This window comes from Psychrobacillus sp. FJAT-21963, from assembly GCF_001420585.1.
Lineage (GTDB): Bacteria > Bacillota > Bacilli > Bacillales_A > Planococcaceae > Psychrobacillus.
Genome location: NZ_LJIY01000001.1, coordinates 372059 through 395289, shown reverse-complemented (window position 1 = coordinate 395289; position 23231 = coordinate 372059). Strand labels below are relative to the sequence as shown.

At 35.9% G+C, this 23231-nt stretch carries 17 protein-coding genes and 1 pseudogene; 12 read left to right on the top strand and 6 right to left on the bottom strand.

The window, feature by feature from the left end:
• Nucleotides 1-10: 10 nt before the first annotated feature.
• From AN959_RS01800 to gdhA, 4 genes are all read left to right on the top strand, one after another.
• Nucleotides 11-778 carry a dimethylarginine dimethylaminohydrolase family protein gene (locus AN959_RS01800; protein ID WP_056827789.1) on the top strand — a complete coding sequence of 256 codons (768 nt, stop codon included), beginning with the start codon at nt 11-13 and terminating at the stop codon, nt 776-778.
• A gap of 80 nt (nt 779-858) precedes the next feature.
• Nucleotides 859-2205, top strand: a complete 1347-nt coding sequence (locus AN959_RS01795; protein WP_056829077.1) for an amino acid permease — start codon at nt 859-861, stop codon at nt 2203-2205.
• A gap of 70 nt (nt 2206-2275) precedes the next feature.
• Nucleotides 2276-3874 carry a M20/M25/M40 family metallo-hydrolase gene (locus AN959_RS01790; RefSeq protein ID WP_056827788.1) on the top strand — a complete coding sequence of 533 codons (1599 nt, stop codon included), beginning with the start codon at nt 2276-2278 and terminating at the stop codon, nt 3872-3874.
• 303 nt (nt 3875-4177) lie between these two features.
• Nucleotides 4178-5560: an NADP-specific glutamate dehydrogenase gene (gdhA, locus tag AN959_RS01785; RefSeq protein ID WP_056827787.1), complete on the top strand. Its 1383-nt coding sequence runs from the start codon at nt 4178-4180 to the stop codon at nt 5558-5560.
• 214 nt (nt 5561-5774) lie between these two features.
• Here gdhA and AN959_RS01780 read toward each other — a convergent pair whose 3' ends face one another.
• Nucleotides 5775-7481, bottom strand: a complete 1707-nt coding sequence (locus AN959_RS01780) for a methyl-accepting chemotaxis protein (RefSeq protein WP_056827785.1) — start codon at nt 7479-7481, stop codon at nt 5775-5777.
• A 494-nt stretch (nt 7482-7975) separates the two neighbouring features.
• Between AN959_RS01780 and AN959_RS01775 the strand changes: the two genes are divergently transcribed.
• On the top strand, nt 7976-8461 hold the full coding sequence (locus AN959_RS01775; RefSeq protein WP_056827783.1) for a C40 family peptidase: 486 nt from the start codon (nt 7976-7978) through the stop codon (nt 8459-8461).
• Between the two features lie 49 nt (nt 8462-8510).
• Here AN959_RS01775 and AN959_RS01770 read toward each other — a convergent pair whose 3' ends face one another.
• Complete coding sequence (locus AN959_RS01770) at nt 8511-9602, bottom strand: sugar diacid recognition domain-containing protein (RefSeq protein ID WP_056827781.1); 1092 nt, start codon at nt 9600-9602, stop codon at nt 8511-8513.
• A 127-nt stretch (nt 9603-9729) separates the two neighbouring features.
• Here AN959_RS01770 and AN959_RS01765 point away from each other — a divergent pair, with 127 nt between their 5' ends.
• On the top strand, nt 9730-10860 hold the full coding sequence (locus AN959_RS01765) for a glycerate kinase (RefSeq protein WP_056827780.1): 1131 nt from the start codon (nt 9730-9732) through the stop codon (nt 10858-10860).
• A gap of 15 nt (nt 10861-10875) precedes the next feature.
• Nucleotides 10876-12217: pseudogene (locus tag AN959_RS01760) on the top strand (GntP family permease).
• Nucleotides 12218-12317: 100 nt separating this feature from the next.
• On the opposite strand, the gene AN959_RS01755 reads toward AN959_RS01760, so the two are convergent.
• Nucleotides 12318-13766, bottom strand: a complete 1449-nt coding sequence (locus tag AN959_RS01755; RefSeq protein ID WP_056827777.1) for an S-layer homology domain-containing protein — start codon at nt 13764-13766, stop codon at nt 12318-12320.
• A gap of 81 nt (nt 13767-13847) precedes the next feature.
• Nucleotides 13848-15485 (bottom strand): hypothetical protein, encoded by a 1638-nt coding sequence (locus AN959_RS01750; RefSeq protein WP_056827775.1) that lies wholly within the window; start codon nt 15483-15485, stop codon nt 13848-13850.
• A gap of 265 nt (nt 15486-15750) precedes the next feature.
• Between AN959_RS01750 and AN959_RS01745 the strand changes: the two genes are divergently transcribed.
• Together AN959_RS01745 and AN959_RS01740 are read left to right on the top strand one after the other, a co-directional pair.
• The gene (locus AN959_RS01745) at nt 15751-16827 is read left to right on the top strand and encodes a branched-chain amino acid aminotransferase (RefSeq protein ID WP_056827773.1); all 1077 of its coding nucleotides are present in this window, start codon (nt 15751-15753) and stop codon (nt 16825-16827) included.
• Between the two features lie 43 nt (nt 16828-16870).
• Nucleotides 16871-17665: a gamma-glutamyl-gamma-aminobutyrate hydrolase family protein gene (locus AN959_RS01740; RefSeq protein ID WP_056827770.1), complete on the top strand. Its 795-nt coding sequence runs from the start codon at nt 16871-16873 to the stop codon at nt 17663-17665.
• A 14-nt stretch (nt 17666-17679) separates the two neighbouring features.
• Here the strand turns inward: AN959_RS01740 and AN959_RS01735 are convergent, their stop codons facing one another.
• Nucleotides 17680-18285, bottom strand: a complete 606-nt coding sequence (locus tag AN959_RS01735; protein ID WP_056827768.1) for a transposase — start codon at nt 18283-18285, stop codon at nt 17680-17682.
• Between the two features lie 321 nt (nt 18286-18606).
• Here AN959_RS01735 and AN959_RS01730 point away from each other — a divergent pair, with 321 nt between their 5' ends.
• From AN959_RS01730 to AN959_RS01720, 3 genes are read left to right on the top strand one after another with little or no spacing between them, the layout of a single operon-like run.
• A complete protein-coding gene (locus AN959_RS01730; protein ID WP_056827767.1) occupies nt 18607-19314 on the top strand; it encodes a response regulator transcription factor in 708 nt (235 codons plus the stop codon).
• Entirely contained in the window at nt 19304-20665 is a 1362-nt protein-coding gene (locus AN959_RS01725) for a cell wall metabolism sensor histidine kinase WalK (protein WP_056827764.1), read from the top strand. The genes AN959_RS01730 and AN959_RS01725 overlap by 11 nt, the downstream gene beginning before the upstream one ends.
• Nucleotides 20666-20703: 38 nt before the next feature.
• Nucleotides 20704-21819, top strand: a complete 1116-nt coding sequence (locus tag AN959_RS01720; RefSeq protein ID WP_056827762.1) for a PepSY domain-containing protein — start codon at nt 20704-20706, stop codon at nt 21817-21819.
• Between the two features lie 420 nt (nt 21820-22239).
• Here the strand turns inward: AN959_RS01720 and AN959_RS01715 are convergent, their stop codons facing one another.
• Nucleotides 22240-23220 (bottom strand): proline dehydrogenase family protein, encoded by a 981-nt coding sequence (locus AN959_RS01715; RefSeq protein ID WP_082460719.1) that lies wholly within the window; start codon nt 23218-23220, stop codon nt 22240-22242.
• Nucleotides 23221-23231 lie beyond the last annotated feature (11 nt).

The window sequence follows — 23231 nt, the reverse complement described above, 5'->3', positions numbered from 1 at the left end:
GGAAATTAAAATGAGTATTTTTAAAAATGTAATTGCAAAAACACCTGGAAAGAGCTATGTAGGGGGATTAACTACATCTGATTTAGGAACACCAGATTACGATAAATTATTAGTACAACACGAGGCTTATGTAGAAACGTTGAAAAAGTGCGGAGTGGAAGTAACACTTCTTTCACCAAGTGAAGAATTTCCTGATTCTACTTTCGTAGAAGATGCAGCAGTACTAACATCTAATTTTGCTGTTATTACAAATCCTGGTGCAGAATCTCGGAATGGAGAGATTGTTGAAATTGAAAGCGTTTTAAAAGATTTTTATGAGAAGTTTTATTATATCAAAGCACCTGGGACGCTTGATGGTGGGGATATTCTTCAAGCAGATAATAGCTTCTTTATCGGAATCTCCGAACGTACAAATGAAGAAGGGGCTCGACAATTAAAAGAGATTCTTGAAGGAGAGGGTTTTGAAGCAACAATTATACCTCTTAAAAAATTCTTCCACTTGAAAACAGGGATTGCTTACTTAGGAAATAACAAAATGGTTGTTGCAGGAGAATTTGTTGACCATCCTGCGTTTGATTCATATGAAAAGATTGTTATTAGCTCACAAGATGAGTACTCTGCAAACTGTATTCGTGTAAATGATTTTGTCATTATTCCAAAGGGATATGAAGAGACAAAACGTCAAATTAATGAAGCGGGTTATGAAACAATAGAGTTAGATATGTCCGAGGTTCGTAAGCAAGACGGTGGTCTTAGCTGTTTATCTTTAAGATTTTAATTAGATAGATAAGGGGAAAAGGGGAGTTTATTGTGTCAAATATTGGGGATCCATCACAACATAATCAATTAAACCGTTCTATGAAAAGCCGACATTTATTTATGCTTTCTCTTGGTGGAGTAATTGGAACAGGATTATTCTTAAATGCTGGTTATACGATTAATCAAGCTGGTCCTGGCGGAGCCATTGTTGGTTACTTATTTGGCGGTTTGATTTTGTATATGGTCATGACTTGTCTAGGTGAACTTGCCGTTTATATGCCGGTAACAGGTTCTTTCCAAACCTATGCAACTCGATTTATTAGTCCTTCTGCTGGATTTTCTCTAGGTTGGATGTACTTTGTAGGTTCTGCTGCAACGGCCGGAGTGGAGTTTACCGCAGCAGGAATTCTCATGAAGCACTGGTTCCCTGATGTTCCAGTTTGGATATGGTGTGCTGTTTTTGTGGTTATATTATTTGCCCTCAATGCCTTAACAACAAAAGCGTTTGCGGAAGCAGAGTTTTGGTTTGCAGGTATTAAAGTGGTAGCGGTAATTTTATTTATAATCATTGGGTTGGGTGCAATCTTTGGAATCATTCCACTTGAAGATAGAGCGACACCAATGTTTACAAATTTAGCACCTTCAGGATTGTTCCCTGCAGGAATTGCGATCGTTTTTGTAACAATGATGAACGTAATATTCTCTTACCAAGGATCTGAGTTAGTTGGAATTGCTGCTGGTGAAACAGAAAACCCGGAAAAAAATATTCCAAAGGCGATTCGAACTATCCTTGTCCGTATTGTCGTGTTTTATATAGCTTCTATTATCGTATTGTCTGCTATTTTCCCGGCATCAGAATTGGGACTACTTGAAAGTCCATTCGTAACATTAATGAATATTGCTGGAATTCCATTTGCAGGCGACATTATGAACTTTGTCATTTTAACTGCAATTCTATCAGTAGGAAATTCTTGTTTATATGCTTCTACACGTCTGTTATGGTCTATGGCAAATGAAGGTATGGCCCCTAAAATATTTGGACGTCTATCAAAACGTAAAGTGCCATTTAATGCACTTTTATTCACGATATTGTTCTCGTTATTATCATTATTAACAAGTGTTATGGAAGCCGATACAGTGTTTGTACTATTAATGTCTATAGCAGGGATATCTGTTACTATTTCTTGGATGGGAATTGCAACCTCTCAATTGATGTTCCGACATAGATATTTGAGAGATGGTGGAGTTTTAGAGAACTTGAGTTTTAAAGTACCTTTCTATCCTTTTGTCCCGATTTTCTGTATTGCATTTTGTTTAATGATTCTCGCGTTTTTGGCATTTGATCCAACACAACGAGTAGGACTTTATTATGGTGTAGGCTTCTTTATAGCTTGTATGGTATTCTATAAATTGAGACTAGAAAAGAAGGATAAAAAGTCAGCATAAGAAGAAAATGACATTTTATTGTAAATAAATCAGTGTCTTGCATAAGAACTTTGTGGGGGAGAAATTTGAAATGAACCAATTATTGTGGCAAACACCAGAAACACTACGAGCTTTGTTATGCGAACTCGTAAGCTGGGATAGTATAACGCTGACGGAAGGTGAAACAAAGTTTGCTCCGAAAGTGATAGATAAGTTGAGAGAATTAGATTATTTTAAAGAGCGTCCGAGTCACCTACAGTTGCACGACTCTGGTTTAGGGAGATTTGCTGTTACTGCTTTATATAAACATCCTGAAGCGACGGAGACAGTAGTACTTATTAGTCACTTCGACACGGTTCAAACGGAAGAGTACGGCGCTTTAGAACCGCTTGCATATTTTCCAGAGGAATTAACGAAAAAGCTAATGGAAAATCCAGCTGATTTACCAGAATCTGCTCGTATCGATTTGGAGACAGGAAAGTATTTGTTTGGTCGAGGCACGATGGATATGAAAATGGGATTAGCTCTTCATATGCAGCTTATTGAAAAAGCAAGTGTGGAACAATGGCCAATAAATCTTGTTTTAACTACGGTTCCAGATGAGGAAGTAAACTCTGCAGGAATGCGAGCAGTAGTTACACAGTTAGTGGCAATTCGAGAAGAATTTGATTTGTCTTATAAACTATTTCTAAATAGTGAGCCATGTTTTTCTCAAAAGCCAACTGATATTGAGGAATATATTTACTCTGGAACAATTGGAAAAATTATGCCTGCTGCTTTATTTTACGGAAAAGAGACGCATGTTGGGGAGCCGATGAAAGGAATGACAGCAAACTACATCGCTTCGTATTTGACGCAGCGTATGGAGTATAATTCTTTGTTCCGTGAGACGGATCTCGGAGAAAGTACACCTCTTCCTGTTTCATTGCAACAAAAAGATTTAAAACTGTCTTATTCGACACAAACGCCTTATCGTGCAGTAGCATTGTATAATGTGTTTTTGTTAAAGCGTACTGCTTCAGAAGTTATGGATTTATTCGAACAAGTGGCAAATGAAGCAATGGACGCATTGAACACAGACTATAAGGTAATTTGTGAACGTGAACAAGTAAGTGGAGTAGGGAAAGCAAAGGTACTTCGCTATGAAGAACTTCTTGCGTATGCAAATAAAAAACTGGGTGCAGAAGAAGTAAATCGCTTAAAAGAGGATGCACTTCAGCATGAGGAGTGGGACGATCGTGAAAAATCACTACGTATCGTCGACAACCTGATGATCCAATGTCAAGAGCTTGCTCCTGCAACGGTTATCCTATTCACACCGCCATACTATCCAGCAGTCAATACATCTAACAATCAGTTAGTAAAAGATGCAGTAGAGCTAATGAAAAACTCGGCACTATCATTTAACAATAAAATTGAACAAATCCACTATTTCAATGGTATTTGTGATTTAAGCTATGTGAATTATGAAGATGATGGAAATGGATGGACTGCCTTTGAAAGCAATACACCTGTTTGGGGTGACACGTACAGCATCCCATTCGAAGACATGGCTAAGCTAAATGGACCTGTTTTAAATTTAGGACCTTTTGGGAAAGATGCACATCAAAAGACAGAGCGTCTACACGTAGATAGCGCATTCGTCGAAATGCCTGTTATGTTAGAAACACTTATTAAAAGTCTATACTAATATTGAAATGACTCCTTTTTTCTAAAATGGAGTCATTTTTTTGTTATAAATGTCGTTGATAAGATGCCGAGATCGAGAATTGGGGAGCTGGGAATTGGAAGTTGGGATGTTAAGGAGGTGTTACTGGTGCCAGGCACCAGTAACACTTTTGTAACAAATCGGAGACTAAAAAGGTGAATATACTATTGATAGGAGATCAAAGGAAATGCATATTTATGTGAATTTGTTTATAATTATATTGAATATATTATGAGCTTTCGAGATAATAAGCATATGCTAATGGATGACAGGAGAAGATGAGAGATGGAAATTGCAAGAGAGGTAAGGGATGAATTAAAAAGTAAATCAAATGATTATGTGCATGAAGTATACGAGTTAGTAAAGAAACGTAACCCAGGTGAAAAAGAATTTTTACAGGCAACAAGAGAAATTTTTGATTCTCTTCGTCCAGTATTTTCAAAGCACCCTGAGTTTATAAATAATGGTATTTTAGAACGTATAACAGAGCCAGACAGAGTTATTTCTTTCCGTGTTGCATGGGAAGATGATACGGGAAAGGTTCAAGTTAACAGAGGTTTTCGTGTCCAGTTTAACAATAGTCTTGGGCCATATAAAGGTGGGATTCGTTTTCATCCGACTGTTAATAGTAGCATCATGAAGTTTCTTGCTTTTGAGCAGACATTTAAAAATGCATTGACTGGTCAACCGATTGGTGGAGGTAAAGGTGGTTCCGACTTTGATCCAAAAGGAAAATCCAACCGTGAGATTATGCGGTTTACTCAAAGCTTTATAACAGAGTTAAGTAAATATATTGGGGCTGATATGGATGTTCCAGCAGGGGATATCGGTGTTGGAAAAAGAGAAATTGGCTATATGTTCGGTCAATATAATCGCTTAAAAGGCGGTTACGAGGCTGGAGTTTTCACTGGCAAAGATCCGAATCACGGTGGTAGTCTAGGTAGAAAAGAGGCAACAGGATACGGCTGTGTTTATTTTGTAGAAGAAATGTTGAAAGAAAAAGGCGATAGTTTTAATGGGAAGACCGTCATCGTTTCGGGTTCTGGTAACGTTGCTACATATGCAATGGAAAAAGCAATTGAACTCGGTTCTAAAGTATTAGCATGTAGTGATTCCAATGGTTATATCTATGATCCGAACGGCATTGATGTTGAAACAGTAAAGCAGTTAAAAGAATTTGATAATAAAAGAATTCAAGAATATTTAAAATTTCATAAGAAAGCAACTTATGTTGAAGGTTGTACTGAAATTTGGAAAGTCCCTTGTGATATTGCATTGCCTTGTGCCACGCAAAATGAAATGGAAGAAAAAGACGCTGACATTCTCATCGGAAATGGTGTAATTGCTGTTGGAGAAGGTGCGAATATGCCTTGTACAGAAGGAGCAGTTCTAGCATTCCTGGCAAAAGGTGTTTTATTTGGACCGGCAAAAGCAGCAAATGCTGGTGGTGTGGCGGTTTCTGCAATGGAAATGTCCCAAAATAGCATGCGATTGTCTTGGACAGTTGAAGAAGTCGATGAAAAGTTAAAAGTGGTAATGAGAAATATTTACGAAAGCTGTCATAATGCTGCTAACGATTTTGGCTATCCCGGTAACCTAGTTGTTGGAGCCAATATTGCAGGATTCTTGAAAGTAGCAGATGCTATGGTAGCGCATGGTGTACACTAATTAATTGTACCGTTCCAGGTAATAGACCTGGAGCGGTTTTTATTTTCCAGGTACCGAAACCCTATATTAAATTGAAATTTACTTCATTGTTCGAACAATCGTGTTTGTTTAAACATTCATGTTATTCATGATTGTTTCGGTGCCTGGCACCAGTAACACCTTTGTCATAAAAAAAAGAAGCCGCTCTAGTTAAAAGAACGGCTTTCAAATCTGGTTATAATTTAAACTGACCGACTATTTTTTGAAGTTCCTGTGCCATATGGCTTGTCTCCATGGATCGGTTTGCAACTTCATCAATAGATGCGGAAGTTTGCTCTGTTGCAGCAGAAATCGATGTAGTAACCTCTTCTATTTCTCGAATAGACTCTGTTAATTGATTAATCAATTCGACAACACGTTTAGAGTTTTCTGCCTCGTTTGTTGTCATTGAGGATATCATGGAAATTTCATCAACTGTTTTAGCGACTGCTGACGAAATATCACTTAATGATTGGGAAGTTTCTTTAACTGTATTAGATCCAGTTTCAATCAATCTCGTGCTTTCTTCCGTGGAAGCAACTACTTGTTGAATACTTTCTGTAATATCTTTTACAATTTTTTCAACTTGATTAACTTCTTCGTTCGATTGTTCTGCTAGTTTTCGCACTTCCTCTGCAACAACTGCGAATCCTTTACCTTGTTCACCAGCTCGAGCAGCTTCAATTGAAGCATTAAGGGCAAGTAAATTTGTTTGGGCTGCAATAGCTGCGATAGAACCTGTAATTTGTTGTATTCTTGTTGTTGCTTCATTTAAACGTTGAATGGTTTCGCCAGTTTCAATTGAAGCAGTTTTAATTTTATTCATGTCATGACTGATTTCACTTGCTCGAGTTAAGCCTTCTTTGGCCGTATTCATCGTTGTTTTTGAATTCATTACGCTTGCATCGGCATTTTCTTTAGAATCTTGTAATCCTTCCGCTAATTTTTGCAAGATACTTGAAGATTGCTCTGCCGTAATCGTTCCATCTGATACAGAAGCTGCTGTTTCGCTCATATTGATAGTTATTTGGTGTGCAGCATCCTTCATTTCATTCAGAGAAGCAGATGTGTCTTCGGCATTTTTAGTTAAGTTTAGAGAAGTCGCTTGAATTGTTCCTAACATATTCCGAAGATTTCCAGCAAGTGTATTGAGCGTATGACTTAAATAACCAACTTCGTCTTTACTATGAAAGCTTGTATCTTTCACAGAAAGGTTTCCTTTTGCAATTTCCCCAGCATGCACGATTAATGCAGATAGTGGTTTTGTTTTCCTTCTAATCAAAAATAAAGTAAATAATGATGCTAAGATCATTGGGATCAAACTAATTAAGATTCCTTTGCTCACAACATCCCATGTGCGCTCACCTACAATCGAACCATCAAAATCAATGACACTTATTGCTACAATCTTGCCCGACGGATCATGGTTTTCATAAATCGGAGCATACCCGGAAAGACGTTTCATCCCTCCGAAGTCATAGATTTCAGAATAAGTTGGATGACCCATTTCAAGCAGATTATTTACTGCCTCTTGGTCTATATAAAACTTATCCCCAACTTTAAATCCATCTTCTTTTAAGTTATCATCGAGAGCTAATAGATTACCTTCTAAATCAATAATATATTGTGATTCGAATATATCTTTGTGCGCGGTAGTCCAGTTTAACTGTTTCCCGACAGCATCCATTGTTGAAGTATCACCTTTTAGCATTAGTGCAACATTATTGCTATCAATTAAACCTGTTGTAATATTGGCACAACCATATGCCTCAACACCAGCAGCTTCATACAACTTATCGTATGCGGTAATATAAGTAGCGATAGACGTAATTATTAGTACGGCAATAATTATGCCGACAATGATCGAGCCCAATTGTACTGTTAAAGTATTCTTCGATTTCAATATTAAATTCTCCCCTGTTCCTAGGTAATTCCTATCAACCTATATAAACTATTTATACCATATAAACAGGTATAAAAGATACATGTCATTCAACCGAATTCAAACGATTATGTGACTATTCTATTAAAAAAACGAATAAATGAATTGTTACAAAAATATTACTGGTGCCTGGCACCTGAAATAAAACTCGAATTAAGCTAGGGGATAGTTTTAAATAGGGGGATTGTCGAGAAAAGCGAATTTTTTGCATTGTTTAGTTGGGATATTTCGACGAATTGTGAAATAAATTAGCTGATCGTAAAACTTTATATACAATGGTAATTAATATAGAAGTAATATAATTTAGGAATCTCAAACAAATCTATGTAATAGATTTGTTACACAACTGTAAACTCACAAATGTTTAGTTCGTGATAATATGGGTATAGAGAAATTTTCAGAAAGTTTTAGTTAGAATTTTTTTCGAGTATACATCTTCTGGAGGAACATAAATTTTGACTTCTTTGTTTAAAAAAATCATCACTATCTTTAGTTTAACTGTAGTTTTAGCCGCGGGAACATTTGCAGGAAATACAGAAGCAGCAAGCTCTGTAGCATCGACACAAATCGTATCAAGTGCGAAAAGTCTAATAGGAATTAAATATCGTTATGGTGGAACAACGAAGGCAGGATTTGATTGCTCTGGTTTCATTGGTTTTGTGTACAAACAACAAGGTGTTAAGTTACCTAGAACAGCAGCTGGTATGTATAGTACAGGTAAAGCAGTGAAAAAAGCCAATTTAGCAGTAGGAGATTTAGTTTTCTTTAACACAACTGGAAAAGGTGTCTCTCATGCAGGGATATACATAGGTAGTGGAAAATTTATTCACGCTTCTTCTTCTAAAGGTGTTAGAATCGACAAAATTAATGACCCATATTATTGGGGAAAAAAATACGTTGGCGCTAAAAAAGTTGCAAACGTTTCAGTAGCGAAAAAATAATCATATAAATAGTACCGTTTCAGCGAATTATGCTGAAACGGTTTTTTGTTTATCTTTTTCTATTTGGATCAAGACACCACAAAGCAATTTGTAGGATGATGGCGTCTTGAAAAACGGTTGGATTGTAACCAGTTAGTTCGCCAATTTTTTTGAGTCGATATGCCAAAGTATGACGATGAATGACCAAAGTATCCGCGCAAACAGCGAGTTGTTGGTTGCAATTAAAGTATTCTTGCAATGTTAGGAGTAACTTTTCATTTAAACCACTTAATATACGACTTGTAAATTGCTTTGCTTCACGGCTATCATGTTTTTTTAGTAAGGAAAATAATTCAACATCCTCAAAATAGACGATGTTTTTATCCGGAAGTCCGTGCTTTAGAGCAGTTTTGGCTGTTTGATATGCAATATGAACTTCTTCTATAGAGCGTACAACTTGTCCTACTCCAATTGGTAATACATCATACTTTTTCAGCTTAGAGGCAAGTGCGGATATTTTCTTTTTAAATAAATTTTCTTCAAGACCAGATATAAGAATAAAATGTTCATTTAATTGATAATGGCCTACAAGAATTGAGTCGTTTTGAAAGTAGTACTCAATTCCTTGTAGGATCGATTGATAGGATTTAGACTCTGGATTAATTTCTAACATCATTGCATAAAAAGGGGCACTATTAACAAATCCTATTTTGTTAATTCTTTCATAAATTACTTTTTGAAGAGGCTGACCACTCATCAGCTCTTCAAATACCATTTCTTGCATTTTTCGCTTATATTCTCTTTCGGAAACGATAAGTGCTTGATGGACCATCATTTCTGTCGTAAGCTGGACGAGGGTTGCAATCTCTTCGATTTCACTAGGATCTCCAGTAATCCCTATAACCCCAACTAGTTCATTCTGAAAAAATATAGGCAAATTAATTCCTGGCTTTGTTTTTGGAAATAAGTGTTTGTTCTCTTCCGTTATCCACAGTACCTTCTTCGTTTCAGCAACTATTACAGCTCCCTCATGAATACTATCTACACGTAATTCATCCCCTGAAGCAAGGATGATTCCATTTGTTTGCATGACATTAATATTTCTATGTAGTCGAAGCATCGTTTGCTCAACTATTTGATTTGCAAGCTGTTTAGTAATCATAGAACCTCCGTGATGTATAAATTTTTAATTGTTATAGTACAGTAAATTTATACTTCAAGTATAATGTAAATCTAAAAATTGAACACTATAATTTTATGTAAGCGCTTAAATAAAAGGAGGTGTTTACGTGAAAGTAATTGTGAGTCCTGATTCTTTCAAAGGTTCCTTAACAGCAACGCAAGCTGCTTTTGAGATAGCGGAGGGAATAAAAGAAATTGATCCAACTATTGAAACTGTATTACTACCTGTAGCAGACGGTGGAGAAGGCACATTAGAGCCGCTAATTATCGCAACAAATGGAAAAACCGTTCATTTGGAAGTACACGATCCAATAGGTCGTCTTGTTCAAGTAGAATACGGCGTTCTAGGAGATGGAGAAACTTGTGTGATTGAAATGGCTAAAGCTTCTGGCTTAACGCTTTTAAAGGAGCATGAAAAAAATCCTCTCATTGCTTCCACATTCGGCACTGGTGAATTAATATTACATGCACTAGATAATGGATTTCGAAAATTTGTTGTTGGTTTAGGTGGAAGTGCAACAAACGATGGTGGAACTGGTATGCTACAAGCGCTAGGAATGAAATTTCTGAATAAAGATGGATCAGAAATTAAGCCAGGAGCTGACGGACTAAGGGATTTAGTTGAAATAGATGCTACTAATTTTGATAAGCGCATTCAGAATTCGCATTTTATACTTGCTTGCGACGTAGATAATCCACTAGTTGGACCTAATGGTGCGACTGCTATTTTCGGTCCTCAAAAAGGTGTTACACCTAATTTAGTGGAAAAGCTTGATCAGAATTTATTAAATCTAGCAAATAGAATTGAAGATTTAACGGGAATTTCTCTACATAAGCAGCAGGGAGCTGGTGCAGCTGGAGGATTGGGAGGTGCTTTTATAGCATTTTTCCCAATTGAATTAAAACCAGGTATTGAAGTAGTCATGGAAGCAATTGATTTTTTTCAACAAATTGTTGGAGCAGATTTTATCATTACTGGGGAGGGTAAATCTGATCTTCAAACGCTTTCAGGCAAGGCACCAATTGGAATCGCGAATGCCGCTAAGACAACGGGTATTCCAGTAATCTTGCTTTCTGGTTTTATTGAACAAGCAAGCGTTTCAGCATTAAGTTCTTATTTTTATAAACTCTCAAGTGTAGCAGATGGGACTATTTCACAAGAAGAATCCATTTGTAATGCTGCTCACTATTTACGATTGAGAACAAAAGAAATGATGCAATCCATTTTAGAAAAATAAAAAAGGGGTGTAAAAATGTTATTTTTGGTTATTTTACTTGGTGTTGTATTAGTTGTAGTAGCAACTGCGGTTTTCAAGCTTCATCCATTTTTAGCTTTATTGATGAGTGCGTTTTTCGTAGGAATCGCTTCTGGAATGCCGCTACTGACTGTAGTAGAAAATGTAAATACAGGATTCGGCGGATTGATGACGAGCATTGGTATTGTAATTGTTGCAGGGACAATCATAGGGGTTATTTTAGAGAAGTCAGGTGCAGCTTATCGTATGGCAGAAGTGGTGCTTCGTATTTTAGGAGAGAAGCGTCCACAGCTAGCAATGTCAATTATCGGTTATATCGTTTCTATTCCGGTATTTTGTGATTCTGGTTTTATTATTCTCTCTAGCTTAAAAAAGTCTTTGGCAAAACGTGCAAAAGTAAAGGTTGCATCGATGGCGATCGCACTTTCAACAGGTTTATTTGCGACTCATACACTGGTTCCACCAACTCCTGGACCGATAGCAGCTGCAGGAAACATTGGAGCTTCTGACTATTTAGGAACTATTATTCTAGTTGGTTTATTAGTAGCTATACCAGCAGTGATCGTAGGTTATTTTTGGGCAATAAAAGTAGGATCTAAAATTGAAGTAGATGCAGATCATGAAGAAGCGCTGGATTATGAAGAAGTAATTAAATCCTTTGGCAAGATGCCTTCTACATTTAAATCGTTTCTACCTATCGTGTTACCAATTATATTAATAGGAATCGGGTCAGTAGCTGCACTAACCGGCAGTGACTCAGGATTCACACATTTTCTTCAGTTTTTAGGAGCTCCAACAGTAGCATTATTATTCGGAGTATTGGCGTCATTTTTATTACTACCTGAAATCAGTGAAACAACTTTATCTGGATGGATTGGAGAGACTTAAAGAAGCGGCACCTATTTTATTAATAACTGGTGCAGGTGGATCGTTCGGAACAGTAATTAAAAATTCTGGTGTTGCTGATCAATTACAACAAATGGATTTAGGGGCTCTAGCAAATGGTGCATTATTCTTATTAGTTCCATTCCTTATTGCAGCAGCACTAAAAACGGCTCAAGGCTCATCCACCGCTGCACTTGTTATAACATCATCCTTAATAGCACCAATGCTTCCTACACTAGGAATTGAAGGAGCACTTCCACTAGCCCTAGTGGTAATGGCCATTGGAGCTGGTGCAATGACGGTAAGCCATGTAAACGACAGTTACTTCTGGGTAGTAACACAATTTAGTGGAATGAAAGTAACGGATGCATACAAAGCGCAAACAATGGCTACCTTACTGCAAGGAATCACTACAATAATAGTAACAATGATTCTTTGGTTAATATTTGTCTGAAGAATGACAAAATTGTTACGAGTGCCTGGCACCAGTAACAATTCTGAAACAAAAATCCCCTCCAACCTGTTAAGGTTTTGGAAGGGGATTTTTTTGTTTTCTAGTCGAAGTAAAGCATGTCGTCGCGATAATTTTGTTTTAAGTCAGATTCTAAGAAGTTTAAATAACGTACTAAAAGTTGGGATGCTTTACCTCTAGTTAATACTTCATTTGCGTTAATGCGATTTTTTCTATCAGGGTCGATTAGACCTAATTCACTTGCTACATAGATGCTGTCTTTTGCTTCTTTCGGTATCTTATGGTCATCGATAAAGTTTGTTTTATATCCTGGGCTAGGTGCACGACCCTCTAGGCCTAGTGAGCGAACTATAATAGTAACTGCCTCAGCTCGAGTGATGGAGTTTTTCGCACCGAATTTCTTAGCGTTTACAGGGCTTACAATTCCATTGTTTAATACGCTTTCTATATATACATAGTTAGGATCTTTTGGGTCTAGGTCTTCAAATAAAGCTTTTTTAACTGTATTTTTCTTTGTTGGCTTTTCTTCTAATACACGCAAATCTACAGCTTTTGCAACGCTTACTGTAAATTGGTCTTTTTTCATTGCTGCATCTGGAGAAAAGAAGTTACTTGATTCGTCGAAAATACCCAATGAATAAAGTTTTTCAATGTTTGGTTTTGACCAATGTTTTGCGATGTCGCGAAATTTCGGAACAATTAAACGCTCTACTTTTGGTGTTTTTTCTTTATTTAAATAGATTGTTCCAGTAGTTGGACCAGAATAGCGATAAGGCATATTAAACGTGTATTCAGAGACCATATTAGAAGAGCTAATCACGGAATGTCCTCCCACAAAACTTGAAAGAGAAGGAGTATGCGGTTCGTACTCTAGCACTCTTGATTTGCTATCAGAAACTTTGCTAGTAACAAATGAGGTTCCCTCAGGAGTAACGATTTCATATTCAATAAATTGAGTATCAGTAGACCCCCAGAAATTTTTATACCCAACATCACGACCACTCATATATACTGTTACTTCTTTTTTCTCTGTTATTTTACCGACTTTAGCAGTTCTTATATAAATTTTACGTGCAATAACATTTCCTGAATAATAATCTGTTGCTGGTCGATTATCAATGACAGAACCTTGTGAAAATTGATAATCATCCAAGGTAAATGTTGTTTTGTTCGAATCGTTCATCGTAACTTTTTCTGAATAACTTTTTACTTTCTTATTCGAAGTAGTTTGGCCTTTTGTTTCATAGCTTTTTAAATCGGAAACATATACAACGCTACGTGTTAATTTGTCTCCATAAATATTTGATAATGTAAATTTATATGTAGAAGTTAATTGGTTTTTATTTTCTTTTTCGGTAACTGTCGCTTTTCCTGAAAAAGTAACAGGAGAATTTCCTAAGAAAAATACCTCTTCATATTCATATTCATCAAGAACACCACCATTAAAGTCAGGTACTTTTGCGCTCGCAGAAGGGGTTAACATAGTTAGTAATAACAATAAGGCTAGTAGATTGATAGTAAATTTTTTCATTGTTTAATTCCTTACCTCTTTTCGAGTAGTTTATGAAACGAAGGACATGATTTAAAATTCTAAAACATGTCCTATCATCCCTTAATCGACTAAAATTATTCGAGCTTTCAAGTATGAGTCGTGAAGAATATATAATCTATTGTTTACTTTTATATCGCTAGCTGAGATAACTTTTCCTTCTTTAATGAAAGTGGTTTGGCTAACGTCTAAATTATAAAGCGGATTCACATTTGTCCAGTTACCATTGCTCCATTGGCTTACGTCGATCAAGTCAATATAGTTGTAATAAGAGTAGGAATTTACCTCGTAACGCCCAACAGAAACAAATGATGCGGGACTTCCACTTCCTATTATATGAGCTGCGACTACATGATTATCTTTTACATAGAAATAAGCATATTTACTTGTGCTATTTGTAAAGTCTTTCGTTGCACTATTGTAGTCTTCCACAACTATCGTATCAGTACTAAAACTCAGATTAGTTAAAGAAGTAGAGTACCAATAATTATTAGACAACTGGTTTACGTTAGTAACAAATAATTTATTGGATCCAACACTATTAATTTGTCCGAAATAAATTTCATGATTGGACAAGCTAGAACTTTGGAAGCCGTCATTTGTCATATGAATAATATTTGCATATTGATGAGACGTACCACCGTTTGTTATTACATATGCATTACCGCTTTGAGTTAATGCACTTGCGTCCACTAAACGTCCATTGCGAATGATAATTGTCCCGTTGTGGTATGGAATGTTTCCGGTACTGGATAGTCTAATTTTTTGTGAAGCGGTATCAACAGAATATAAGTTTTCATGAATTGTACGCTCATTCGATTGTTTAATAATTATCTTTTGGACTACTTCTTTGCCGAATTGGCTAATTGTTACATAATAAACTTCATTGTTTACATAGTAACGAAGTTGAGAAGGATTTATTTTTTTATTACCAACAAATATAGGAGTTTTTGCAGTAAAAGATCGAGATGAAATTGTTTTTGGATTAGCAGTATTTGAAGATTGCCAGTTCCAGTTTTTAAATACCTTTTCCTCTTTCACAACTAGTTTTTTCTGATTCGCATCAATTTGTTGAATTGTTCCTTTATAAAGATTCTCTACTTGAATGCCTTCCACTATTACTTCGATTGATGAAAGTGTATCTGCATCATAATCAGAGAGGTTTAATTTTACACGATCTCCTTCAAAGAGAACGCTCAAATCAACAAGTTTCGTGTCTTTAAATACTTGTGTATGTTGGTCCAAATAAAATCGCTTCGTTTGCTTGTTCTTTAAATTAATCGCAATAAATTTTCCATTTCTATCAATTTCATTAACGGTACCTGTCAGAAACTCACCTATCGCATTAGATTCACCTTGAGGAATATCAGCAAAGCCTCTGAGTTCTTTCACTTTTCGTAATTCAACAGTCGCTTGGACCCACATACCTTCTTTAAAAGCGTCCATTGTTGTAGAAGTAGAATTGATAAATAGAGGTGTATACTTATCGATATTTAAGGTAATCGTTTTACCTGTGTCGTTGTTTAAAGTAACTTTCGTTAACTTCTTTTCGATTGTTTTATCCTCTAAAACAACCTCTTCATAAGTCGCATCGACAAAATGTCCATCCACGAGGGTAGATGCATTTGCTAAAGAAGGTAATGACATGCATGTAATTAATAAAATAAAAATAGTTAATATGTATGGTAAAAACTTATGCAAAATGATGCCTCCTATCTATTTGGTAGTAAATGTACATACCAAATATATCGGCAATATCTAGGAAATTGTTACAAATATATGAGATTTCTATCAGTATCAAAAGACTAGGGATACAAATAGTCAATAGATTAAAAGATTTTTTTGAAAATAATGAAGAAAAGGTATTTCTAATTTTCGTAAAAGTAGTATAATTGCATATAATATATTGCACACCGAAAGAAGTTGCAATTTACTAATTTTATAATTGATAGGGGAAAAGTACGTCATGAGTAATCTAAAAATTCAAATTACACTAAATGAGAACACGAAAGAAAAGTTGCCAGCGGATCAGCTTCTTTTCGGTAGAACCTTTACTGATCATATGTTTATCGCAGATTATACGGAAGGAGTAGGCTGGCATGATCATCGAATTATCCCTTATCAGCCATTAACTTTAGATCCATCTGCAACTATTTTGCATTATGGTCAAACTGTTTTTGAAGGCATGAAAGCTTATTTATCAAAAGATGGCATTATTCGTTTATTCCGTCCGGAAGAGAATATGAAACGAATGAATCACTCATGTGAAAGACTAAGCATGCCTAAAATAAATGAAGTAGATGCAATTGAAGCGTTAAAGCAATTAATTGAGATAGATAAAGAATGGATTCCAAATGAGCCAGGGACTTCCTTATACATTCGACCTTTTATGATTGCAACAGAGCCTCATTTAGGTGTATCAGCTGCACTAACATATAGCTTCATCATTATCATGTCACCTGTAGGTTCTTATTATAAAGAGGGGATTCACCCTGTTAAGATTTTAGTAGAAAGTGAATATGTTCGAGCTGTTGCAGGAGGAACTGGAACTGCGAAAACTGCAGGAAACTATGCATCTAGTTTAAAAGCACAAGAAGTCGCAGATCGCGAGGGATATTCTCAAGTTCTTTGGTTAGATGGAATTGAACGAAAATATATAGAAGAAGTAGGAAGCATGAATGTGTTCTTCAAAATTAATGGAGAAGTCGTAACACCTGCTTTAAACGGTAGTATTTTAGATGGTATCACGCGAAAATCGATTATCCAGTTGTTAAAACATTGGGGTGTTCCAGTAACTGAACGTCGAGTTTCAATGGAAGAAATTCGAGAAGCATACCTTAATGGTAAGTTAGATGAAGCGTTTGGAACAGGAACTGCGGCGGTAATTTCTCCAATTGGTGAACTTCGTTGGAAAGGTGAGCTGTTTTATGTAAATAACGGCGAAACTGGGGAACTATCTAAAAAACTTTATGATTCATTAACTGCTATTCAAAAAGGAAGTATGGAAGATCCATTTGGTTGGGTAGTAGAATTAAACGCATAAAATAAACAAGCTTTTTGTAAGTGTATTGGGCGGAGGAATAAAAATGAAACCACTAATAGGTATTTGTGCTAACTATTTATCAAATGATACAGCAGGGTTGGAAGCAGGTATTGGTGCTAAACATCAAGAATGGCAATTACTTGCGGATGACTATATCGTTGCAATTGAACGCGCTGGTGGAATACCCGTTATATTGCCTATAACAGAGGATATTGAAACGTTAACTCCACTTTTAGAAAAATTGGATGGTGTATTATTCTCAGGTGGGTCAGATATAGATCCAAACTTATATGGGGAATATCCACGCTTCGGATTAGGAATGATTGAGCCGAAACGTGATATTCATGAAGTGAGGCTTGCTCAAAAGGTTTTATTTGAAACGACATTGCCTGTACTAGGAATCTGCCGAGGGATGCAATTATTAACAGTTGCAACAGGAGGAACTCTATATCAGGATTTGTCATCTCAAAAACCAGAAGGAATCAATCACTCTGTACCTAAAGCGGTGAGACATCATGCCTTTCATCCGGTGAAAATTGAAAAAGAATCTATGCTTTTCGATATTTACCAAGTTGAAGAAATTGGTGTAAATAGCTTTCACCATCAGGCAGTGAAAGAATTAGGTAAAGGATTTAAAACAACGATGACTGCTCCTGATGGAATTGTCGAGGGGATGGAATGGGAAGATTCTCGCTTTGTAGTTGCTGTACAATGGCATCCTGAAATGATGGAGGGCCAAGTAGCCTCGATTCGTCCGATTTTCACAGCTTTCTTGCAAGCATGTAATGTTAACAATCCTCTACTGTCTGTAGTAGAAGAAACTGAAATTATCGCGTAACTAAACATCCTCTCTTAAGTCAGCATTAGTTGATGAAGAGGGGATATTTTTTCTTCTAAATGAATTCTGAAATTCTCACAATAAGTACAGTAATCTGGAGGTTGTATTTCAGGATAAGATGCTATTAGTGAAGGAAGTAAGTCTGTATTTAAAAAAGGGTGTGCCGATTTTATTTGATGATAATAGTATTTATATGAACTATAACTGTAGTCTTCCATTTTTCCTACTAGTTCTCTTGTTGTATTTAGTGGATTTTGGTGAATATAGCTACTTACATTCAATAGGCTAATCGGGTCCGATACCATGCTTGCATAGTATCGTGTTTCATAAAGCTGCCCGAAATAATTGTATTTTCTTTTATAAAATTCCGAGTACCTTTTATTCAATATAGCCATGACATTGGACAACGGCTCGACTGGAGACCGAATCAATAAATGATAGTGATTGTTCATTAAGCAATACGCAATAATTGTAAAAGGATATTTAGCATAAGTGTAATCAAGTGCACGGAAAAAAAGAGCAAAATCCCCATCATTCAAAAATATATTTTGTCGGTTGTTCCCTCTCATCGTCACATGATAATAAATCTCTGGTTGCCAAATTCTTCTCATTCTGCCCATTGGATAACACCCTCCTTAAGTTTCCTACACCATATAACAAAACTAAAATTAGAACAATTGTCATAATTTGCATCTTTCAGCAACTATTTAATTTTGATAGAGTTAATTATCCAAGAATGAATTTTTGCTAATGAATAGACATCCAAAATAAAATTTTAAAACCTTGTTGATAAAAGTACTTTTGTTACAGAGGTGTTACTAGTGCCTGGCACCAGTAACACTCCTGTAACACATACTTTCCTCATTGTGCATCCTTATTGTAGGATGACCGGAGAAGTGTGTTGTGTGATAAAATGGAAGAAAAGTGGGGGAGGGAAAGCAATGAAGGAGAAGATATTGATTATTGAAGATGAAGAGAATATTGCACGTGTTTTGCAACTAGAGCTAGAATTCGAAGGCTACGCGGTAGAATTAGCTTACACCGGTACTGATGGGTTAATAAAATATCGAGAGAAAGCGTGGAATCTGATTCTGCTTGATTTGATGCTGCCAGGATTGAAGGGACTCGATGTTCTTAGAAGAATTCGAGCGACAGAATCGGATACACCTGTGATTCTCCTCACTGCTAAAAGTGATTTAGAGGATAAGGTGACGGGTCTTGATCTTGGTGCGAATGATTATGTGACGAAGCCTTTCGAGATAGAGGAACTGCTAGCTCGCGTTCGCTCTGCTATTCGCTTTTCTAAAACTGCACCTGTTCTCCCTTTGAAGGACGAAAACATACATATTTTTGAGTCACTGATATTAAATGAACATACGAGAGAGATCACTCGAAATGGGCAATCGATTAATTTAACACCTCGAGAATATGATCTATTGCTCTATATGATGAAACACCCTAACCAAGTGTTGACGAGAGAACAGCTATTAGATGCGGTATGGGGGTTTGATTACTATGGAGATACAAATGTGGTTGACGTATACATAAGATATGTTCGAAAAAAAATCGAAGAGAATCAGAAGTCCTCTCTAATTCAAACTATTCGTGGGGTTGGATATGTTTTGAAGGAGTCTAAGCATGAAGCTTAAAACAAAAATTCACCTATTTTCCACGTTTTTAACATTAATAATTTTAACTTTAATGAATATAGGAATCTATTTTATATTTGAAAAAATGGCATATGATACTGAATATAAGCAACTAAATTCGGATGCAGACGAATTGATTACTGCACTAAGTAAGATGGAAAAAGAAGAAGATGCTGCCACTATTTTGCGTGCTTTTATTCCTGTAAAAGGTGCTATAAGTGTGAAGAATAATGAAGGTGAAATGAAATTATTTGTACAAACGCTGGATGATGTAAATAACTATGTGCCGGAGTTTGAATCGGGGGAACGATACTCGATAGGAACTTTTAAAGGGACACCTGTTCTTACTATAAGTAAACCAGTAATTTGGGTGGATGGAAAAGTAAATGAAGTACAGACATTAAAACTGTTAGATGACGTTGATAATAACTTAGAATTTTTAAGACTAATATTACTTGGCGTTACGTTAACTGGTATGCTTCTAATGACCATTTCCAGTATTACTCTTGGGAAAATTATAACAAATCCAATCGAAAAGTTAATAAATACAATGTCTCAAAGTCGACTTTCTGGGAAGTACGAAAAAATTATTGTTCCTCCAAATGGTAAGGATGAAATGACGCAAATGGGCATTGCATTCAACGAAATGATGGAGCAGTTGGAACAAAATTATAACAAACAGGAACAATTTGTTTCAGATGCGTCTCATGAATTGAAAACGCCATTGACAGTTATTGAGAGCTATGCGAAATTGCTCTCTCGACATGGCTTTAATAACACAGAAATTGCCAACGAATCCGTTCAAGCAATTATTAATGAGACGAGTAGAATGAAAGAAATGATTTCTCAAATGCTTTTACTTGCAAAGAGCAATGAGCAATCCGTACGCAACTTTGAAACGGTTGATGTGTTTGAATTGGTTGAAACTACATTGCATTCTATGCGTACTGCATATAATCGGAAGTTTTTGTTAAATGGGGAAGGTCCTATCTATGCAAACACCGATTTAGAACAATTAAGACAGCTGCTTTTCATTATTTTAGATAATGCTCGAAAATATAGTGAAAAAGAAATTAAAACGATTATTACCGAAAATGAAGAAGGAACCATTATTTCTATTATGGACTATGGAAATGGAATTCCTAAAAAAGATTTAGAACGAATATATGACCGTTTTTACCGTGTAGATGAAGATAGAAATAGAAAAACAGGTGGAACTGGTCTAGGTATGGCAATTGCAAAAGATATTGCTACAAGAATTTCTGCGGAGCTAACAATTGAGAGCGTAGTAGGATTTGGAACGACAATTCATATTTTTATTCCGAAAAGCCAAATTCTCATCGAATTCTAATGTTCGTGAAGTATGATGGTTTGAGGGGGGAAGTGTGAGTGAAATTTTTCAAAAGAAAAGGATTCGTATCTGTTTTTAGTGCAATTTTAGTCGCTGGTGGAATCGTAGTTTTTCTAGTAATCAACGAAAATAATAAACAGTCGATATCTGAAAATGAAGCCCGCTCCCATCTTGAGCGAATGTTTGATGCAGAAGTTGCGGGTGTAACGATGAAACAAGATGTTTACAAGGCTTTAATTACAAAAAGCGGTTCTGTGTATGTGGTGGAGATGAACGCAGTTACTGGAGATGTATATTCTCTTGAGGAAACAGATGAGTTTGTCGTAGAGAACGCAAATGACAAAAAGGAAGAGTCGATAGATGTTACATCAGAAAAAACTCTAGAAATTTTAGAAGAACCATTATTAAAAATAGATGATACTACTAATTCTGTGACGCAGGTGGATATAGTAAAGCCACCTACGAAAATTATCATTAATGAGAAACCTAAAAGTTCTAGTACAATATTAGATACAAAAGAAAAATCAATATTAGCTGAAACTATTACTCCGAAGGGTGTTTTGTCTTCTCAAATAAAAATAGAGGACAAGCCTTCTATTGTTGTAAAGGAAGAAAAACCAATAAAAGAAGTAATAAAAGATGCTTTAAAAGATGTTTTAAAACCAGAAGCCTCTAAGACAGAAGAAACAAAAGAAGAAAAGCCCAAAGAGGAAGTTGCAAAAACGGAATCTATCAAAACAGAAGTAACTAAACCAGAAACAAGTAAAACAGAAGTGGCAAAGGAAGAAACTACTACTAAACCAGAATCTTCTAAGACTGAAGAGACAAAAGTGGGGGATACCCAAGTAGTGGCACCACCGTCACAGTCAGTTCAAACGGAAGCGAAAAAACCAGAAGCTGAATCAAAGCCGGAAAAACCAACTACAGTATTGATTTCTGAGGATCAAGCGATAAAAACTGCTCAACAACAAGTGAAGGGTACAGTAGAAAGTAGTTCATTCGTTAAAACGAATGAAGGCGGATATTATTTAATTGTAATGAAAGCAACTTTACCTGAGAGTGATTCAAAAGATACGACGAAGGCAAAACAAACAAAGGCTACTATCCAAGTACATGCAATATCAGGGAAAATTCTTACGGTCACATGGGAATAAGAAATTCTCATCAATTTCTAATAATACTCTCTGTGTATTCTCATTTAATTGGTTTACTATTAAGTTAACAAGTGAATAGTAAGTAAAGTTGATGAATTTGTTTAGAAGGAGCAAGTTCAAAAAACTTCAGTATAATTGGGGAAACAAACAGCGATAAAACAGTTTTCACAGAGCGAAGAAAACGAAGTAGAAGGCATAAAATTTACGGCGATTTAAATAAAATAAACCTTGAGCGATAACAAGGAACATACCAAAACACCTCATTCTACCATTCCCCGTAGAATGAGGTGTTTTTTTATTACAGGAGTATTACTGGTGCCTGGCACCAGTAACACTCCTGTAACCATGTAAATAGCATTTTTCCCAAAAATAAAAAACACTGCACTGCCATATTTTATGGCGGTGCAGTGTTTTTGGTTATTAGCGTCTGTTTTTATTGCGTTTTGTCATTCTTCCAAGTGCGAATGCACCAGCTGCGATTCCGAGCAACGTGTTTGTGTTTTTGTTGAATACTTGTTTTACAACAAGGTTCAAGTTTTGTGGACGTTCAGCTAAACGACGCATGAAGTAACCGTACCAATCTTGACCGAATGGAACGTACGTGCAGAAGTTATAGCCTTCTTTAGCAAGTTCTAATTGCATATCTGTACGGAATCCGTAAAGCATTTGGAATTCAAATTTGTCATTCGGAATATTGTTATCTTTAATAAATTGTTTTACATGGTTAATTACATTATGATCGTGTGTTGCGATAGAAGTAAATTTACCGTTCAATAAATGCCATTCAATTAATTCAATATAGTTTTTGTCAATGTCTTCTTTTGCTTGGTATGCATATTCTTCTGGCTCTTTATATGCACCTTTTACAATACGAAGGCGGAAATTTTTATATTTTTGAATGTCTTCTGCTGCTCGATAGAAATACGCTTGAATTACTGTACCTACATTATCGTATTCTTTTGAAAGCTCGTCCAAGATGTCAAAAGATGGTTGCAAGTGTTTATATGATTCCATATCAATATTGATGAATGTTCCATATTTATGCGCAATTGCCACGATTTCTTTTAAGTTTTCTAAAGCGAAATCATAATCTATATCTAAGCCAAGCTGAGAAGGCTTCAATGAAATATGAGCGTCTACTTTGTTCTCCTCGATTGCTTCAATAACAGCAATTATTTGGTTTTTTGCTTCTAAAGCTTCTTCTTTTTTAAATACAAATTCGCCTAAATTATCAACAGTACAAGAGATTCCGACTGCATTTAGTTTTTTAATGCTCTCAATTGTTTCTTCCACATTTGTACCAGCAACTACATGCTGTGCACCCATTTTTAGACCATATTTTTTTGCTGCTCCATTTAATAGTTGATTTTCAGATAATGCGATAAAAAAATCTCTTAACATAATGATACTCC

Excerpts from the sequence above, each read along its gene's own strand:
- AN959_RS01725 (WP_056827764.1), top strand. The coding sequence starts at position 19,304 with ATGAAGCTTAAAACAAAAATTCACCTATTTTCCACGTTTTTAACATTA.
- AN959_RS01795 (WP_056829077.1), top strand. The coding sequence starts at position 859 with ATGAAAAGCCGACATTTATTTATGCTTTCTCTTGGTGGAGTAATTGGA.
- AN959_RS01745 (WP_056827773.1), top strand. The coding sequence starts at position 15,751 with ATGAGTAATCTAAAAATTCAAATTACACTAAATGAGAACACGAAAGAA.
- AN959_RS01740 (WP_056827770.1), top strand. The coding sequence starts at position 16,871 with ATGAAACCACTAATAGGTATTTGTGCTAACTATTTATCAAATGATACA.
- gdhA (WP_056827787.1), top strand. The coding sequence starts at position 4,178 with ATGGAAATTGCAAGAGAGGTAAGGGATGAATTAAAAAGTAAATCAAAT.
- AN959_RS01715 (WP_082460719.1), bottom strand. The coding sequence starts at position 23,220 with ATGTTAAGAGATTTTTTTATCGCATTATCTGAAAATCAACTATTAAAT.
- AN959_RS01800 (WP_056827789.1), top strand. The coding sequence starts at position 11 with ATGAGTATTTTTAAAAATGTAATTGCAAAAACACCTGGAAAGAGCTAT.
- AN959_RS01755 (WP_056827777.1), bottom strand. The coding sequence starts at position 13,766 with ATGAAAAAATTTACTATCAATCTACTAGCCTTATTGTTATTACTAACT.
- AN959_RS01735 (WP_056827768.1), bottom strand. The coding sequence starts at position 18,285 with ATGGGCAGAATGAGAAGAATTTGGCAACCAGAGATTTATTATCATGTG.
- AN959_RS01730 (WP_056827767.1), top strand. The coding sequence starts at position 18,607 with ATGAAGGAGAAGATATTGATTATTGAAGATGAAGAGAATATTGCACGT.
- AN959_RS01770 (WP_056827781.1), bottom strand. The coding sequence starts at position 9,602 with ATGATTACTAAACAGCTTGCAAATCAAATAGTTGAGCAAACGATGCTT.
- AN959_RS01790 (WP_056827788.1), top strand. The coding sequence starts at position 2,276 with ATGAACCAATTATTGTGGCAAACACCAGAAACACTACGAGCTTTGTTA.